General features: G+C 63.4%; 14 protein-coding genes. 10 read left to right on the top strand and 4 right to left on the bottom strand.

The window, feature by feature from the left end:
- Positions 1–9: 9 nt before the first annotated feature.
- Complete coding sequence (locus AC07X6_RS13345) at positions 10–840, bottom strand: transporter substrate-binding domain-containing protein (RefSeq protein WP_474290302.1); 831 nt, start codon at positions 838–840, stop codon at positions 10–12.
- Positions 841–959: 119 nt separating this feature from the next.
- On the bottom strand, positions 960–3,086 hold the full coding sequence (locus AC07X6_RS13350) for a serine hydrolase domain-containing protein (RefSeq protein ID WP_494791274.1): 2,127 nt from the start codon (positions 3,084–3,086) through the stop codon (positions 960–962).
- 173 nt (positions 3,087–3,259) lie between these two features.
- On the opposite strand from AC07X6_RS13350, the gene AC07X6_RS13355 reads away from it, so the two are divergent.
- Complete coding sequence (locus tag AC07X6_RS13355) at positions 3,260–4,900, top strand: histidine kinase (RefSeq protein ID WP_494791275.1); 1,641 nt, start codon at positions 3,260–3,262, stop codon at positions 4,898–4,900.
- Positions 4,897–5,598: a LytR/AlgR family response regulator transcription factor gene (locus AC07X6_RS13360; RefSeq protein ID WP_494791276.1), complete on the top strand. Its 702-nt coding sequence runs from the start codon at positions 4,897–4,899 to the stop codon at positions 5,596–5,598. Before AC07X6_RS13355 ends, AC07X6_RS13360 begins: the two co-directional genes overlap by 4 nt.
- Before the next feature lie 8 nt (positions 5,599–5,606).
- Here AC07X6_RS13360 and AC07X6_RS13365 read toward each other — a convergent pair whose 3' ends face one another.
- Both AC07X6_RS13365 and AC07X6_RS13370 read right to left on the bottom strand, forming a co-directional pair.
- A complete protein-coding gene (locus tag AC07X6_RS13365) occupies positions 5,607–6,479 on the bottom strand; it encodes a M90 family metallopeptidase (RefSeq protein ID WP_494791277.1) in 873 nt (290 codons plus the stop codon).
- Between the two features lie 230 nt (positions 6,480–6,709).
- Positions 6,710–7,210, bottom strand: coding sequence for a winged helix-turn-helix domain-containing protein (locus AC07X6_RS13370; RefSeq protein ID WP_223278908.1), 501 nt, complete (start codon positions 7,208–7,210; stop codon positions 6,710–6,712).
- A 466-nt stretch (positions 7,211–7,676) separates the two neighbouring features.
- On the opposite strand from AC07X6_RS13370, the gene AC07X6_RS13375 reads away from it, so the two are divergent.
- The 8 genes from AC07X6_RS13375 (at position 7,677) to AC07X6_RS13410 (ending at position 15,511) form a co-directional block, all read left to right on the top strand.
- On the top strand, positions 7,677–7,922 hold the full coding sequence (locus AC07X6_RS13375; protein ID WP_474290297.1) for a hypothetical protein: 246 nt from the start codon (positions 7,677–7,679) through the stop codon (positions 7,920–7,922).
- Between the two features lie 396 nt (positions 7,923–8,318).
- Positions 8,319–9,320: an ABC transporter substrate-binding protein gene (locus tag AC07X6_RS13380; RefSeq protein ID WP_494791278.1), complete on the top strand. Its 1,002-nt coding sequence runs from the start codon at positions 8,319–8,321 to the stop codon at positions 9,318–9,320.
- A gap of 42 nt (positions 9,321–9,362) precedes the next feature.
- Positions 9,363–10,172, top strand: a complete 810-nt coding sequence (locus tag AC07X6_RS13385) for an ABC transporter permease (protein ID WP_442908093.1) — start codon at positions 9,363–9,365, stop codon at positions 10,170–10,172.
- Positions 10,173–10,183: 11 nt separating this feature from the next.
- Positions 10,184–10,975 (top strand): ABC transporter ATP-binding protein, encoded by a 792-nt coding sequence (locus tag AC07X6_RS13390; protein ID WP_230541760.1) that lies wholly within the window; start codon positions 10,184–10,186, stop codon positions 10,973–10,975.
- 122 nt (positions 10,976–11,097) lie between these two features.
- Positions 11,098–12,996 (top strand): sensor histidine kinase, encoded by a 1,899-nt coding sequence (locus AC07X6_RS13395; RefSeq protein ID WP_494791279.1) that lies wholly within the window; start codon positions 11,098–11,100, stop codon positions 12,994–12,996.
- A gap of 3 nt (positions 12,997–12,999) precedes the next feature.
- Positions 13,000–14,346: a sigma-54-dependent transcriptional regulator gene (locus AC07X6_RS13400; protein WP_152254507.1), complete on the top strand. Its 1,347-nt coding sequence runs from the start codon at positions 13,000–13,002 to the stop codon at positions 14,344–14,346.
- A gap of 100 nt (positions 14,347–14,446) precedes the next feature.
- A complete protein-coding gene (locus AC07X6_RS13405; protein WP_494791280.1) occupies positions 14,447–14,755 on the top strand; it encodes a hypothetical protein in 309 nt (102 codons plus the stop codon).
- A gap of 69 nt (positions 14,756–14,824) precedes the next feature.
- The gene (locus AC07X6_RS13410; protein WP_494791281.1) at positions 14,825–15,511 is read left to right on the top strand and encodes a hypothetical protein; all 687 of its coding nucleotides are present in this window, start codon (positions 14,825–14,827) and stop codon (positions 15,509–15,511) included.
- Positions 15,512–15,529: the final 18 nt, after the last annotated feature.

Consider the following 15,529-nt stretch of genomic DNA (forward strand, 5'->3'; position numbering starts at 1 on the left):
AGGCAAGGTTCAGGCGTCGATCTTGTCCGATTCGATCTTGAATGTGCGTTTTTGAAACTTGACGTTGCTCGTGGGGCCATACCATTTGAAAAACAGTTTTTCCGCCTCGCCCGACTTTTCCAGCCCGCGCAGCACCTGGTCGACGGCCGTTTTCACGCCCTTCTCGCCTTTGCGGATACCGAAGGCAAACACTTCCTCGCTGATGTTTTGCGGCAGCACAATATAGTCCTTTTGCGCGGCGCCCAGCTTGGCGTAATTATTCAGCAGCGAGACTTCATCGTCGACATAGCCGACACCCTTGCCTTGCTGCAAGCCGAGATAGGCCTGGCCCGCCGTCTCGAACGTCACCACCTCCACGCCGGGCACGGCCTTGCGGATATTCGGTTCCTGCGTGCCGCCCTTGACGGTCAGCACTTTCTTGCCGGCCAGACCCGCGACCGTCGTGATATTGCTGCTCTTTTTGACCAGCACGCGCTGGCCCGTGTAGAACGTGGACAGCGAGAAATCGACGAGCGCTTCGCGTTCCTTGTTGTGCGTCAAGGATGCCGTCAGGATATCGATGCGGCCCTGCTGCAATTCGGGAATGCGGGCTGCCACGGCCAGCTGTTTGATCACCGGTTTGACGCCCAGGCCCTGGGCGATGGCGCGGCACAGGTCCACTTCATAGCCGACCAGCTGGCGCGACCTGGCGTCGATGAAACTGTTCGGCTCATCCGTGCCCAGGGTGCCGCAGACCAGCTCGCCCTTCGCCTTGATGGCGGCCAACTGGTCCGCTTGCGCCACCTGGGTGAAGGCGATGCTGGTGAATAACAGGGCGGCGAAATGAAGACGGGTCTGCATGGGATTCCTCTGGTGGATAACGAATGCCGCCATTAGACCGCAGCGTCCTTATTTCCAAAAAGGAATCTTTTCAGCCTTGCTTATGAAGAATTCATCTAAGGCATCAGTGAAGACCTCAGCTAAGGCGCCAGCGCCTTCGTCTCGCCGCCCAGGCGCAGGATCGCCGCCCTGGCCCCCACGGCGCCCGGATAGCGGGGGTCGAGCTGCAATGCCTGGCGGTAAGCCTCGACGGCCTGCGGGCGCAAGCCTTGCTCCACATAAAACTCGGCCAGACTGTCGTGCAGGTTCGCGTTCTGCGGATGCAGGCTGACGGCCGCCTGCAGCACGGCCATGCCTTGCGCCACGGCGCCGCTGCCTTTCAGGCGATACGCTTCCAGGTTCAGCGCCGCCGGGCTGGCCGCTCCCAGCGTGTCGCGGGCCAGCGACACGCGCAGGGCGGCAAGGGCCGGTTCTGTCTTGCCGGCGCGCAGCAAGGTCAAGCCGTGCAGCGCATGCGCGCCGTCGCTGAGCGGATACAGTTCCACGGCCAGGCGGCCGGCCGCCAGCGCCGCCTCCGCTTCGCCGCGCGCGGCCGACGCTTGCGCCAGCTCAAGCAGCTCGGGCACGAAATCGGGATAGGCGCGCTGGCTGCGGAAGGCTGCGCGCAGCTGGCCGTCGAGTGCGGCGATGGATACGGGGGCCTGCGGCCAGGCGATGGCGGCCGTGCGGTCCCAGCTGGCGGCCAGGGCCACGATGGCTTGCTCGAAGGCGGGATCGAAACGGGGCAAGGTGCCGGACGCTTTGCCTTGCGACAACAGAATATAGTCGCGCGCAAACGCCAGCGCGCCGCCGCGCGAATAGGTATTCAGGTCGGCGCCCGATTCGCGCAATGCCCCGGCCATGCTGGCGCCGGCCGTGAGAAACACGCGCCCGCCCGCGGGATGGCGGGCCGTTTCGATGAAGGCGCGCGCGGCCGTGGCGTCCGGCGCCAGCGCTTGTTGGTTGATTTGCGCAAAGGCTGCCCGCGTGGCCGCCGCATCCGCATACGCTTGATCCGTGCGCTCGGCATACGCCCTGCCTTCCTCGAACAGGCCTTGCGCCACCTGGTAAGCGCGCTGCGCGCCCGCATCGGCGATATACGTGTTCAGCTGCCACGGTTCGCCCGTGACCACCTCGAACAGGCGCTGCACGAAGGCTTCCGGATTGACGCGCTCGAGATTGGACGCGACGGCAAGAGTGAGCTTGCGCGAGGGAAAGCTGTACAGATAGGTCACGGTTTCCGGCTGCTGGCCGCTGTGCGCAATGGCGTAGCGCCCGCCCGTCGGCAGGATTTCCCAGCCCATGCCGTAGTGCGTCAAGCGGCCCGCGCGCGTGGCCATCGGCTGCACCATGGCCGCCACGCTGGCCGCCGACAGAATCTTGCCTTCATGCACGCCCCGGCCGAAGGCCAGCATGTCGGGCACGCTGGCGCGCGTGCCGCCGGCGGAAAAGCGGCTGCTGATGTCGACGAATTCCGAATTCTTCAACGCCGTGCCGGCCAGCCGGTAGCCGCGCACGCGGTGGGCGATCACGGCGTCCGGGTCGTCCAGCACGGTGGCGTCCATGCCCAGCGGCCCCCACACGTGGCGCCGCATGTAGCCGCCATAGCTTTCGCCCGAGGCGCCCTCGATGACGGCGCCCAGCAAGTTGTAGCCATAGCTGGTGTAGCGGAAGCGCGTGCCCGGTTCGGCCACCAGGTCGAACTGCTCGAAGACGGCGATGGACTGGCGCGTATCCTTGTGCTCCTTGAAATGCTGCTCCGCCTGGCTGTTGCGGTAGGCGTCGATGCCGCCCAGGTGGCCCAGCAACTGGCGCACCGTGACAGTAAACGGTTTGACGGGGAAGTACGGCACATAGGTTTGCACGGGCGCATCGAGGTCGATCTTGCCCTGCTCGGCCAGTTGCAAAATGGCCACCGCCGTCATGGGCTTGGTGACGGACGCCAGCCGGTAGCTGGACCGGACAGTGGCCGGCACGCGGTTTTCCAGGTCCGCATAGCCATAGCCTTTTACCCATTCCACGTCGCCCTGGCTGAACCCGACGGTCACGCCCGGCATGCGCTGCATGGCCATGCGCCGGGCCGCCCAGCCGTCGAAATCGGCCAGGCGCGCGGCCAGCGCGGCGGAAGGAGCAGCGGGTGAAACAGAGGAAGGCGCGGAGGCGGCCTGCGCCACGCCGCACAACAGCGCCAGCGCGCCGGCGAAACCGTAGTATTTGCTGCTTTGCATAGTCATGATTCCATGGTGAGGGCCGCGTCCACCACGCGGCGCTGATGCATGATAAGCATCATGCCAGCGCCATAGGCGGACGATGCACGAAATGCACGCGGACTGCATGAACGGCACCGGGGAGCATGGAAATGTTGCAAAGGAGTAGCAAATGAGCAGCTACAATGCCCGCCATGCCCTCCCTCTTCCGCTACCTGTTGCTGTGCTGCCTGGCCTTGCCCTCTTTCGCCTGCGCCATGCATCCGCTCTGGCTGGGCGAAGGCTGGCGCACCTGCGGCAACACGCCGTCCGCGCCCGCCGCCACGCTGCACCAGTTGCTCCGGCCGGGCCAGCTGCTGTGCGTCGAGCGCGAACTGGTCCTGGCCGCCACGCCCTCGTCGACGCAGCTGCTGGTACTGTCGGCGCTGGCTTCCAGCGAGCTGTGGCTCGATGGCAACTTGATCGGCAGCAATGGCCTGCCGGCCCGCCAGGCTGTCGATGAAAGGCCGGGCGACATCGATTTCGCCATCCACCTGACGCCGCAACAGTTGACCGTGGGCAAGCACCACCTGCGCCTGCTGCTGTCGACGCAGCAGGCGCCGGCCCGCCTGGCGTCGCCATTGTATGCGCTGTACCTGGTCGACCGGCAAGATTACCGCGCGGCGCTGGCCTGGTACAGGCTGCCGCCGCTGCTGCTGGCGGGCGCGCTGGGCGCCGTCGCCCTGCTGTTCCTCGCCTTGACGGTGCTGTACCAGCGGCAGCGGCACTGGGCCATGTTTGCCGCGCTGTGCCTGGTGGCGGCGCTGCTGCTGGTGGTGGAACTCTGGCGCAGCGTTACCGGCTATGCCTACCCCTGGCACTTGCCGCGCCTGTATGCCGTCAGCGCCCTGACGTGGCTGTTTTCCGCCCTGCTGCCCCTGTATTTTTATACGGCGTACCGCCTGCCCCGTTGGCCGCTGGCGGCGGCGGTGTTGCTGGCGTGCAGCGCGCTGGCCGGCGCCTTGCCCGCGCATTTCGACGCCAGCTGCTGGCTGATGTTTATGACGGGTCTGGCGGCGAGCCTGGCGCTCAACCTGATCGCCCTGTGGCGCCGCCTGCCGGGCAGCCGCGGCGGCACCTTGATCGCGCTGGCCTCGTGCACCCTGTTCCTGCTGACGGGCAGCCAGTTTGCCGAAGGCGGCTTCGCCCTCGTCGTGTGCTTCTTGCTGCTGCCCCTGTGCGCGCAATTGCTGGCCCAGCTGTTGAGCGAACGCGGCAAGGCGGCGCGCGCCCGGCAGCTGGAAAACCAGCTCTTGCGCAAAAGCATGCAGCCGCATTTCCTGATGAATTCCTTGAGCCTGATCAGCGAACTCAACGCCCAATCGCCGCAGGCGGCCGAAACCTTCATCGAGGCGCTGGGGGCCGAGTTGCGCATGCTCAATGAATTTGCCCAGCAGCCCAGCATCGCCCTGACGCAGGAACTGGCCCTGTGCCAGAACTACCTGAGCATCATGGGCACGCGGCTGCAGCAGCCGTGCAGCCTGCTGCTCGATGGCGACGCGGCGGGCATCGCCGTGCCGCCCGCCCTGTTGCTGACGGCGCTCGAAAACGCGTTCAGCCACAACCGCTACCGCCACGGTGCCCACTTCGTGCTGCGCAGCGCCAGGCTTGCGCAAACGCAAATACTTACGCTGGTCCTGCCCGAAGGCGAGACGCGCCCCCATACGGGCGGCGGCGTGGGCGAACAGTACATCCGCGCCAGCCTGCATGCCGTGTTCGGCGATGCGGCCCACTATGCCAGCGAACAGCATCAGGCTGGCTGGCGTCTCACTTTTACCCTGCCGGCGGCCCCATGAACGTATTGATACTGGAAGATGAACCGCTGATCGCGCAAGGCCTGGAACGCGAAGTGCGCGCGCATTTCGGCGCGCGACTCCGCAATCTCGTGCTGCATGACAATGTCCCGCAAGCCCTGGCCGCCCTGGCGCAGAAGCAGGGGCAAGAGCAGGTCGACTTGCTGCTGCTGGATTTAAATTTGCACGGCGGGGATGGCTATGACCTGCTGCGCCTGGCCCAACAAGCCCCATTCCAGACCATCATCGTCTCGGCCCACGCGGAGCGCTCGATCACGGCCTTCGAATTCGGCGTGCTCGATTTCGTCGCCAAGCCGTTCAGCCGCGAACGGCTGCACAAGGCGCTGCAGCGCTATACGGGGCGGCATACGCAAGCGGCCTCGCTGGCCGTCAAGAAACGGGGCGCGCTGGAATGGATCGCCATGGCCGACATCGATCACGTGCAAGCCGATGGCCACTACAGCAATATCGTGCTGCGCAGCGGCGAACAGTGTTTTCATGACTTGCCGATCGACAAGCTCATGGCCCTGCTGCCGCCCCACTTCCTGCGCGTGCACCGCTCCTACCTCGTCAACAGCCTGGGCTTCAAGCGGCTGCAGATCGCCGCGGGCGGCAAGTACGCGCTCGACACGCAGACCAGCACGGGCATTCCCGTGTCGCGCAGCAGCTATCCCGCGCTGAAACGGCGGCTGCTGGGCTGAAGCCCCGTTTACCAGTGCGGCGCGTAATTGGGAAACGGCGAGGCCATGTGTTCGGGTTCCACGGGCGGCGCCATCCAGTCGCGCGGGTCAACCTTGTAGTACTGCAAGAATTGCGCGTACAGTTCTTCGTGGTGCTCGGCCATCTGGTACGGCTTTTCAAAGAAGGTTTCCGTGGCCACGGCAAAGAATTCGGCGGGATTCGTGGCGCCGTAGTGGTCCATCACGCTGTGCTGCTGATAGATGGCGTCGTGGCGCAGGTTGTCGAAGTCGCGCGACAGCACCGTGGCCCAGCTGCGGTAGCTCGACACGCTGGGCAGGTAGGGCGCGCCATTCGCGGCGCCCGATTCGCTGTCGAGCTGGTGGGCGAATTCATGCAGCACGACATTGTGGCCATCGGTCCAGTCGGCCGCCCCGCGCTGCACGTGGTCCCAGGCCAGCACGACGCGGCCATCGCCCCAGGATTCGCCCAACAAGCCGTTGGCCGATGGCGTGACGACGCCGCCCGGCCCCACTTCATCGCGCGTGACGATGAATTCCGTGGGGTACACGAGGATGGTGTCGAGTTCCGGATACACCTGGGTCTGGCGATTGAGCAGCAGCAAGCACGCCTGGCCGGCGATGGTGTAGCGCATCTCGTCCGTGATCTCCAGGCCGCCGCAACCGACGAATTTCTTCTGATACAAAAATTGCACGACCAGGCGGCGCAACTGTTCCTGCAGCGGCGCCGGCATATGCCGGTAGACGGGAATATTGCTTTCCAGCACGGCCAGGCCTTCCGGCGGCAAGGGTTTCGCCAGGGCCCGCTTCAGGCGCCAGCGGGGGAACCACAGCGAAAAGACGATGGCTGCCGTGACGAGGGCGATCCACAGCAGCGGGTTCATGCGGCGGCCCGCGTCAGGACAATGAAGGCATGGGGGCAGGAAAACACGGCGTAGGCAGACAAGGACAGCTCCTTCAAGTGAACCCGCGCGTTGCGGGCGGCAGTCCAGCCCACATGGGGTTGATTAATATCTTTTCAATCCGCCAAGATCAAAGGGCTTGCTCCAACGCCAAAAGCCGGGTTGCAACCCGGCTTCCATTACGTCACAACGCCTGACAAAACCGATAGGTTTTACTCGGCCGACTTTTGCTGTGGCGCGCCAAACAAGGCGGCCACCAGCGGATCGCGCGTCACGGGACCGCGGTTGACGCGGATGGCGTAATGCGTGTCATCGGCCAGGATGTGGAAGTGGCGGCCGCTGCCTGCCATGCTTTGCTCGCGCAAGCCTGGACGGTCCTTGCGCGGTGGCGCGCCTTCGCGTTTCGGCTGGACGATGGCGGCCAGGAAGGCGCGCACGCGCTCAGGGTCCGGCGTCAGCTGGTACACTGCCTTGCCCAGGTAGGTGGCGGTGCCTTCGATATAGCGGGCCAGTTCGATCACGCCCGCTTCGCGCAGGTCGCGGATGTATTTGCGGGCGCCCGATGGCGAAAACTTGAGGAACCAGGCGATTTCGTCGGCCAGCATCTCGTGCAGCGACAATTCACCGATCAGCTTTTGCATGTTTTCGATGCGGCGCAGGGTGGCCGACGTCGAACGCACGCGCTCGATCGGTGCCATGGAAATGGGATTCATGCGTTCCGGGGGGATGGGTGCTGCGCGTTCGACCATTTGCGAGCCTTTTTCGGGGCTACGAAGTTCCTGGTGCGCTGCCTTTAATTCGCTCTTCACGTGAGACTGAGTCATTGCATGCATTTGAATACTCCTTTTAAACGATTGCCGGTAGCCCGGATTGTTAAGTTCTTGGCAATTTTTATACCAGAACGCCACGAATCCTGAGCGTCTGGACACAGAATGCCTGTGCCGGCGGCGCTGGTCTGTGCGTTAACGAACATTAGAAGCAAGAAAGTGAAAAATATTTCCCTGTTGAATCATTTCTCTCGTGGCATCTAAAAAAGGCATCTAAAAAAACACTGTGTCCATTCATGGCGCAAAGTGAAATAGCGAACAGAAGCAGAGTCGCCATTGCAATAAATTCAAGCTTCGCGCGCGGCGCCTGCCGCCCGCACCGCGATCCTTCGACTCTTGCAAAGGAAACATCATGAAAATGCCTGCCCTAATGCCTGCCCTGTGGGCCACCGCCTTGCTCGTCACCTTGTCCGCCTGTAAAAAACCGGCCGAAGCGCCCCTGCCCGAAACGGCGCCGAATCCCGCCTCCACGCCACAAGTGATGCCTGCCCCCGTCACGCCAGCCATGCCGGAAGCGGGTCCGGGCAGCACGACGCCGCCTGCGCCGCTGACCGATCCCGCCACCGCGCCCGCCCTGCCGCCCGCCACGCCGAAATAAGGCGACAGACGAAGGCCTCCATCAGGCGCCCACGCGGCGCCATCCCTACTCCACGGGGGAGTTACGCGTTGCCAGCCGGTTTGCAACGCGTTTTTTTACGTTTGGAGTCGCCCGCGCCATGAAGGTTCACCCGTATCTGCGGCGCCGGCACGCCTCGCCAGCAGCGGCCGCAATGCGGCAATCCGCACAGTCTTTCCCCTCGCCGTGCGGAAAGGCGGAATCTCGCCATTTCCCATTTTCAATAGATTCAAATTAAGCCTTTATAAACAATCACTTGCAATAAACGCCAAAATGCGCTCCACTGGCACGGAAGATGCTTTTATATTTTCATAAGCGCCATCAGAGCGGCAGCCTCACCCAATATAAAAACCATCTACCTTTTTTGGAGACAACAGCATGGCAAGCACCTTCCGCATCTCGTCCTTCCTCAACACCAAGGCACTGGCCGTGGCCGTCGCCCTGGCCGCGCAATTCCCGCTGGCCGCCCATGCGGCCGACCTGGTTCGCCTGGGCAACCTGAAATTCGCCCATTACGGCGCCGTTGCCTACATGAAGGAAATCGCGCCCAAATACGACTTGAAGATCGAGGAACGCATCTTCGCCAAGGGCCTCGACATCGTGCCGGCCATGATCGCCGGTGAAATCGACGTGTCCGCCAGCGCGCTGGAAGCGGCCATCACGGGCCGCGCCACGGGCTTGCCCGTGTATCTGGTGGGCGGCTTCGCCAAGGGCGGCGTGCAGATCGTCGCCAGGCCCGACCTGAACATCAAGGATATTGCTGGCTTGAAAGGCAAGAAAGTCGGCGTCACGCGCGGCGGCCCGCAGGAAATCCTGCTGTTTGCCGAACTGACCAAGGCCAAGCTGACCTGGTCCGACAAGCCGGGCAAGGACGTGCAGATCCTGTACATGGGCTACCCCGACCTGAACCAGGCGCTCCTGACCAAGGACATCGACGTCATGAGCCAGTCCGAACCGTACTCGACGCAGGCGATCCACAAGAAATACGGCGCGGCCGTCATCAAGCCCTACGACACGCCGCTGGGCGAGCCCGTGCGCGCCCTCGTGATGACGGAAAAGATGTACAAGGAAAAGCCGGCCGTGGCCCAGCGCTTCATGGATTGCTTCGTCGCCGCCACCCGCGCCTTCCTGGCCGACCCGAAACTGGCAGAAAAATACGTGCGCGAATCGATGTTCAAGAACCAGATCACGTCCGAGGATTACCGCGACGCCATCGACAACGCCATCTTCACGGAAGACATCACGCAAAGCCACGTGCAGCTGACCACCGACTACATGGTGAAATTCGGCGTGGGCCGCATGGCCAAGGCGCCTGCCGCCAAGGATTGGGTCAAGCTGGACCTGCTGGAAAAAGCCAAGAAGTCCTATGTCCCACGCTAACCACGACCTCGCTAATCTGAAAGTGTCACGATGAATATGCAAATGATGAAACGCTTCGCGCACGGCGCCGCCGTGCCCGTCGCCGTGCTGCTGCTGTGGCAAGCCATGTCGACGTTCGGCTGGATCAACCCGCAAATCCTGCCTTCGCCCGTGGCCGTGCTGGTGAAATGGTATGAATACCTGATCCCGATGCAAGCGTACACGCCCGAAGCGGGCAATTACCTGGTGTGGATGTTCTCCGGCGAACTGCCGCACGACGCCTGGGCCAGCCTGTCGCGCGTGCTGGGCGGCTTTGCCATCGGCGCCGGCCTGGCCTTGCCGCTGGGCTTGCTGATGGGCACCAACAAGACCATCTATAAACTGTTCGACCCGCTGGTGCAGGTGCTGCGCCCGATTCCGCCGATCGCCTATATTCCGCTGGCCATTTTATGGTTCGGCCTGGGCAACCCGCCCGCCTTCTTCCTGATCAGCATCGGTTCCTTCTTCCCCGTGCTGATGAATACCATCGCCGGCGTGCGCCAGGTCGACGGCATTTATATCCGCGCCGCGCGCAACCTGGGCGCCAGCCAGATGACCATGTTCCGCCGCGTCATCCTGCCGGCGGCCACGCCGTACATCCTGGCCGGCGCGCGCATCGGCATGGGCACGGCCTTCATCGTCGTGATCGTGGCGGAAATGATCGCCGTCAACAGCGGCCTGGGTTTCCGCATCCTGGAAGCGCGCGAATATTTCTGGTCTGACAAGATTATCGCCGGCATGTTTACCATCGGCCTGTTCGGCCTGGCCATCGACATGGCCATGAATGCCCTGAATAATCATTTGCTGCAGTGGCACCGCGGCCTGGAACACTGAGAGGAACGGCCATGACCACGATCAATATCAATGCAGTCAATAAAATCTTCACCACAGGCGGCGCGGACGTCATCGCCCTGAAGGATATCAACCTGGAAATCGCCAGCGGCGAGTTCATCTGCCTGCTGGGACCGTCCGGCTGCGGCAAGTCGACCTTGCTGAACGCCATCGCCGGCTTTTCGCAGCCCACGTCGGGCCAGATCCTGGCCGGCGGCAAGCTGATTACCGAACCCGGCCCCGACCGCGGCATGGTGTTCCAGGAATATGCGCTGTTCCCCTGGATGACCATCGAAAGCAATATCGCTTTCGGCCTGGAAATCGCCGGCAAGACGCCGGCCGAAATCAAGGAGCGGGTCGACATGCTGCTGAGCATGCTGGGCTTGACGGAATTCCGTACCCGCTACCCGAAAGACTTGTCCGGCGGCATGCGCCAGCGCGTGGCGATCGCCCGCGTGCTGGCCCTCGATTCGCCGATCATGCTGATGGATGAGCCGTTCGGCGCGCTGGACGCCTTGACGCGGCGCAACCTGCAAGATGAATTGCTGAAAATCTGGAAAGTCTTCGGCACCACCATCGTGTTTGTGACGCACTCGATCGAGGAATCGATCTACCTGGCCGACCGCACCATCGTCATGACCTACCGTCCCGGCACCATCAAGCGCGACGTGGCCATCGAACTGCCCCGCCCGCGCGACCCGAGCGACCCGGAGTTCAACCGCCTCAAGCGCATGCTGGGCGAGATGGTGATGGAAGAGCAGCAGCGTCATCACAATGCCGAGACGATGGCCAGCACCGCAGATTAATCGTCGTGCAAGCTAACCCGAAAGCAAGTGCCGGGGGCGGACCTTAAGGTCCGACCCCAGTCTTCGACTTGCGGGTTTCAGCCTTACAATACCGTCGTAATTAACCCGACACACGGAGCACCATGGCATTCGGCAAATGGCCCCTGAGACAGCTGCTTGCCCCCCTGCTGGCCGTGGGCTCGCTGGTCGTGCTGACGTGGGCGTCGTATGCCTGGGTCAAGCAGCGCCAGCTCGATGAATTGCACCGCACGCTCGATTCGCGCGCGGAACTGTATGCGGCGTCCATCGGCGGCGCCCTCAACAAGTACGAATTCCTGCCCCTGGCCGTGGCCCAGAGCGATGCCGTAGCGCAACTACTGGAACAGCCCAGCGCCGACAAGGTCACGCAAATCAACGCCTACCTGGTCGACATGAACCGCCGCGCGGGCGCGTTTGCCGTCTACGTGCTCGACGACAAGGGCACGACCCTGGCGTCCAGCAACTGGCAAGACCGCAGCTCGTATGTGGGTGTCAACTACGGTTTCCGGCCCTACTTCAAGGATGCGATCGCGGGCGGCATCGGCCGCTTCTACGGCATCGGCGCCTCCACCTTCGAGGCCGGCTATTTCATTTCGCAGCCCGTGCAGCGCAACGGGCGCATCATCGGCATCGTCGCCGCCAAGGTCAACCTGGACTGGATCGAGCAATCGTGGCGCACGCCCGGCGCCGGTGAACAGATCTGGGTCAAGGATGCGAATGGCGTGCTGATCCTGGCCACCACACAAGCCTTCAAGTTCAAGACCCTGGCGCCTTTGTCGCCAGCCGCGAAGAACGATATCAGCGCGCAGCGCCAGTTCCTGCAGGAAAACCTGCCCATCTTGCCGCACCGGCTGCGGCGCCAGTTCGCCGACGGCGCCAGCGTGATGACACTGGAACGTGCGCAGACGGGCGACACGCCCGCCCTGTCCGGCAGCGCCGACAAGGTGGACTATCTGGCCGTGAACCGCGCGCTGGGCCCGCTGCAATGGCAAATCACCGTGCTGGCCGAGCTCGACCAGGTCGATGAGGCGGCGCGCAACGCGGCCATCGCCGCCGCGCTGGGCTGGGCCTTGCTGCTGCTGGCCCTGATGTATGCGCGCCAGCGCCGGCGCCGCATCGCCGACAAGCTCAACGCCCAGCAAACGCTGGCCCGTGCCTATGAACAGCTTGAAATCAAGGTCGAGCAGCGCACGGCCGACCTCGTCCACGCGAACGGCCGCCTGCAGGCGGAAGTGGCCGAGCGCGAGCGGGCCGAGCAGACCTTGCGCTACGCCCAGGCGGAACTGGTGCAAAGCGGCAAGCTGGCAGCCATCGGCCAGATGGCGGCCGGCGTCACGCACGAGCTGAACCAGCCGCTGGCCGCCCTGCAGACGTTTTCCGACAATGCCAAGGTGTTTTTGGCACGCGGCCAGATCGACGACGCGCTCGACAACCTGTCGACCATTTCCGACCTCGTCAAGCGCCTCGGCTATGTCACCTCGCAACTGAAAGGCTTTGCGCGGCGCAGCGACGATGCGCGCAAGCCCGTCAGCGTGCGCCAGGCGTTTGCGCAAACCATGCTGCAAATCCGCACGCGCAAAGGCTCGCAGCGCCTGACCCTGCATGAAAGCTGGCTTGAGGACGACATCATCGTGCTGTGCAACGCCATCGGCCTGGAACAGGTGTTTACCAACCTGATCACGAACGCCATGGATGCCGTACCGGAAAGCGAACCCGTGCAAATCTGGTTCCAGGTACGCCGCGAAGGCGACCTCGCCGTGCTGCGCATCACCGATAATGGCCCGGGCATCCCGCTCGCTTCGCTCGACAAGATATTCGACCCCTTCTATACCACCAAGGAACACGGGCTGGGCTTGGGATTGTCGATCAGCGCTGGCATACTGCGGGCGGCCGGCAGCGCATTGGCCGTGCGCAACCGCAGCGCGCAGGAAGGGGGCGGCGCGCAATTTACCATCACCCTGAGCTGCGCCCCGGGGGAGAATAAGATAGAGACGAAGGAATAGGGAATGCACGAGAATAATTTTGAAGGCATGCAAGTGCTGCTGGTGGAAGACGATGCCGTCGTGCGCAAGGGCGCGCGGCAATCGCTGGAACTGGCGGGCCTGCAAGTGACGGCCGTCGCCACGGCCGAGGAAGCGCTGCCCTACCTGGTGCCGGAATTTGCCGGCATTTTATTGAGCGACATCAAGCTGCCCGGCATGGATGGCTTGAAACTGCTCGATATCGCCGTGGCGCAGGATGCCAGCCTGCCCGTCATCCTCGTCACGGGCCACGGCGACGTGTCGATGGCCGTGGGCGCCATGCGCCGTGGCGCCTACGATTTCATCGAAAAACCGTTTTCTGCCGACTTGCTGGTGGAAGTGTGCCGCCGCGCCCTGGATAAACGCCATTTGGTGCTGGAAAACATGAACTTGCGCCGCCAGCTGGAACAGCGGGTCGGCATCGAGGCGCGCATCGTGGGACGCAGCGCGGCCATGGCCAAGGTGCGCCAGCTGGTGCTGAACCTGGCGCCGAAATCGGCCGACATCATCATCCTCGGCGAAACGGGTACCGGCAAGGAACTGATCGCGCGCTGCCTGCACGACTTCAGCGAGCGGCGCGACCATCCGTTCGTGGCGATCAACTGCGGCGCCCTGCCCGAATCGATCTTCGAGTCGGAACTGTTCGGCCACGAGGAAGGCGCATTTACGGGCGCGCAGCGCCAGCGCATCGGCAAGATCGAGTACGCGAACGGCGGCACCCTGTTCCTCGACGAAATCGAAAGCATGCCGCTGGCCCTGCAGGTGAAACTGCTGCGCGTGCTGCAGGAGCGGCAAGTCGAGCGCCTGGGTTCCAACAAATTGATTTCCGTCAATTTCCGCGTCATCGCCGCCGCCAAGGAAGATTTGAGTGTCCTGGCGGAACAGGGGAAATTCCGTCCCGATCTGTATTACCGCCTGAACGTGGCCAGCCTGACCCTGCCCGCGCTGCGCAACCGGCGCGAGGATATCCCGCTGCTGTTCGAATTTTTCGTGCTGCAGGCGGCCTTGCGCTATGGCCAGCCGGCCGCGCTCGTCAGCGGCGAACTGATCGCCTCCCTGATGGCGCAGCGCTGGGCCGGTAACGTGCGCGAACTGCACAACGTGGCCGACCGCTTCGTGCTGGGCTTGCTGGACGACACCCTGAGCCCGGCCGGCTGCCGCGAGGCGTCGCTGGCCGAACAGGTCGACACCTTCGAGATTTCCATCATCGAGGAAGCCTTGCGCCGCCACAATGGCAACGTCATCGACGCGGCCGCCAGCTTGAATATCCCGAAGAAAACCCTGTACGACAAGCTCAAGCGCTTTGACATCTCGACGGAGCAGTTCCGTTAATCTGAAGCAAATGGCCGACACGGCCATGAGGCGGCGTCCTACCCATACCGATGGACTCCTGTGTGAGAATGCAAGCTCAACTTCTACACAGGACACCGCCATGAAAACCGCCGCTCTCTTGCTGGCCGCCACCCTGATGACCGTGGGCGGCGCCTGGGTGCAAGCCCAGTCGACGACCAATGTCAACCAGACGGGCAACCATACCAACAATCCCAACGATCCGGGCCAGCAATCGGACCAGTCCGACAAGCTCGACAACAAGGGCAAGCTGATCCACGACGGCAAGGCCAGCAAAACCCGCACGGACAAACGCAGCCGCCGCGGCAAGCCCGTCGCCACCTCGGACACCCCGGCCGCCAGCGGAGCGGCCACCTCGCCGCCAGCGACACCGGTAGCACAGACCCGCTAAGTCCGCCGCCAGCGCTGCGCCACATTGCTCCAGGGCACGCTATCATCACGCCTTTACAAGATAGCCGGGATGACAATGAAAGCAGCATGGCAAGTGTTGGTGGCGGCAGGCGTATTGGCGGCCGCGGGCGTACAGGCGGCGCCGACGGTGGGCGAGTGCATGGAATTGACGACGGGCGTCAAGTTCAGCAAGAACAATGGCGACGCGCAAGTCAACGTCGAGGAAGTCTTCGAAGGCAAGAAACTCAAGGGTATCCAGCTGATCCTCGACGGCGGCGTCTTGCTGGCCACGTCCTACCAGGACATCCGCGACGGCCAGGTCTTCCTGACGGGCACGGTCCATTACAACGAAGACGGCACCGTGCGCAGCAAGAACGTCTACGCGCCGCAGTCCGCCATCCCCGCCAAAATGCGCCCGGGCCAGGAAGTGCGCGTGCAATTCACGGACACGCAAACGAGCACCCACTACCCGCTGGCGGGACTGTCCGACAAGATCACCACCTCCACGCGCACCGATCAACGCGATTTCTCGATCACCTTCCTGGGCTGGGAACGCCTGGAACTGGGCGGCCGCCGCTTCCCCGACGCCTGCAAGTTCGAATTGCACGACGTGGGCGGCAAGAGCAAGGGTAAAAGCGGCGAATACGTGTGGTACGCGCAGGGTTTCGGCGTGATCATGACGGACAAGCTGGACCAGGATGGCGACGTGCAGCCCGCGTACCGCATCGCGCTGACGAAGATCATCAGCGCGCCGTAAGACCGCATTCTTTCCCGC

The organism is Janthinobacterium sp. GW460-12-1-14-LB5, from assembly GCF_059423585.1.

What these genes read in the sequence shown, in the direction of transcription:
- AC07X6_RS13345 (WP_474290302.1), bottom strand. Translation starts at nt 840, where the DNA reads ATGCAGACCCGTCTTCATTTCGCCGCCCTGTTATTCACCAGCATCGCC.
- AC07X6_RS13350 (WP_494791274.1), bottom strand. Translation starts at nt 3,086, where the DNA reads ATGCAAAGCAGCAAATACTACGGTTTCGCCGGCGCGCTGGCGCTGTTG.
- AC07X6_RS13355 (WP_494791275.1), top strand. Translation starts at nt 3,260, where the DNA reads ATGCCCTCCCTCTTCCGCTACCTGTTGCTGTGCTGCCTGGCCTTGCCC.
- AC07X6_RS13360 (WP_494791276.1), top strand. Translation starts at nt 4,897, where the DNA reads ATGAACGTATTGATACTGGAAGATGAACCGCTGATCGCGCAAGGCCTG.
- AC07X6_RS13365 (WP_494791277.1), bottom strand. Translation starts at nt 6,479, where the DNA reads ATGAACCCGCTGCTGTGGATCGCCCTCGTCACGGCAGCCATCGTCTTT.
- AC07X6_RS13370 (WP_223278908.1), bottom strand. Translation starts at nt 7,210, where the DNA reads ATGAATCCCATTTCCATGGCACCGATCGAGCGCGTGCGTTCGACGTCG.
- AC07X6_RS13375 (WP_474290297.1), top strand. Translation starts at nt 7,677, where the DNA reads ATGAAAATGCCTGCCCTAATGCCTGCCCTGTGGGCCACCGCCTTGCTC.
- AC07X6_RS13380 (WP_494791278.1), top strand. Translation starts at nt 8,319, where the DNA reads ATGGCAAGCACCTTCCGCATCTCGTCCTTCCTCAACACCAAGGCACTG.
- AC07X6_RS13385 (WP_442908093.1), top strand. Translation starts at nt 9,363, where the DNA reads ATGATGAAACGCTTCGCGCACGGCGCCGCCGTGCCCGTCGCCGTGCTG.
- AC07X6_RS13390 (WP_230541760.1), top strand. Translation starts at nt 10,184, where the DNA reads ATGACCACGATCAATATCAATGCAGTCAATAAAATCTTCACCACAGGC.
- AC07X6_RS13395 (WP_494791279.1), top strand. Translation starts at nt 11,098, where the DNA reads ATGGCATTCGGCAAATGGCCCCTGAGACAGCTGCTTGCCCCCCTGCTG.
- AC07X6_RS13400 (WP_152254507.1), top strand. Translation starts at nt 13,000, where the DNA reads ATGCACGAGAATAATTTTGAAGGCATGCAAGTGCTGCTGGTGGAAGAC.
- AC07X6_RS13405 (WP_494791280.1), top strand. Translation starts at nt 14,447, where the DNA reads ATGAAAACCGCCGCTCTCTTGCTGGCCGCCACCCTGATGACCGTGGGC.
- AC07X6_RS13410 (WP_494791281.1), top strand. Translation starts at nt 14,825, where the DNA reads ATGACAATGAAAGCAGCATGGCAAGTGTTGGTGGCGGCAGGCGTATTG.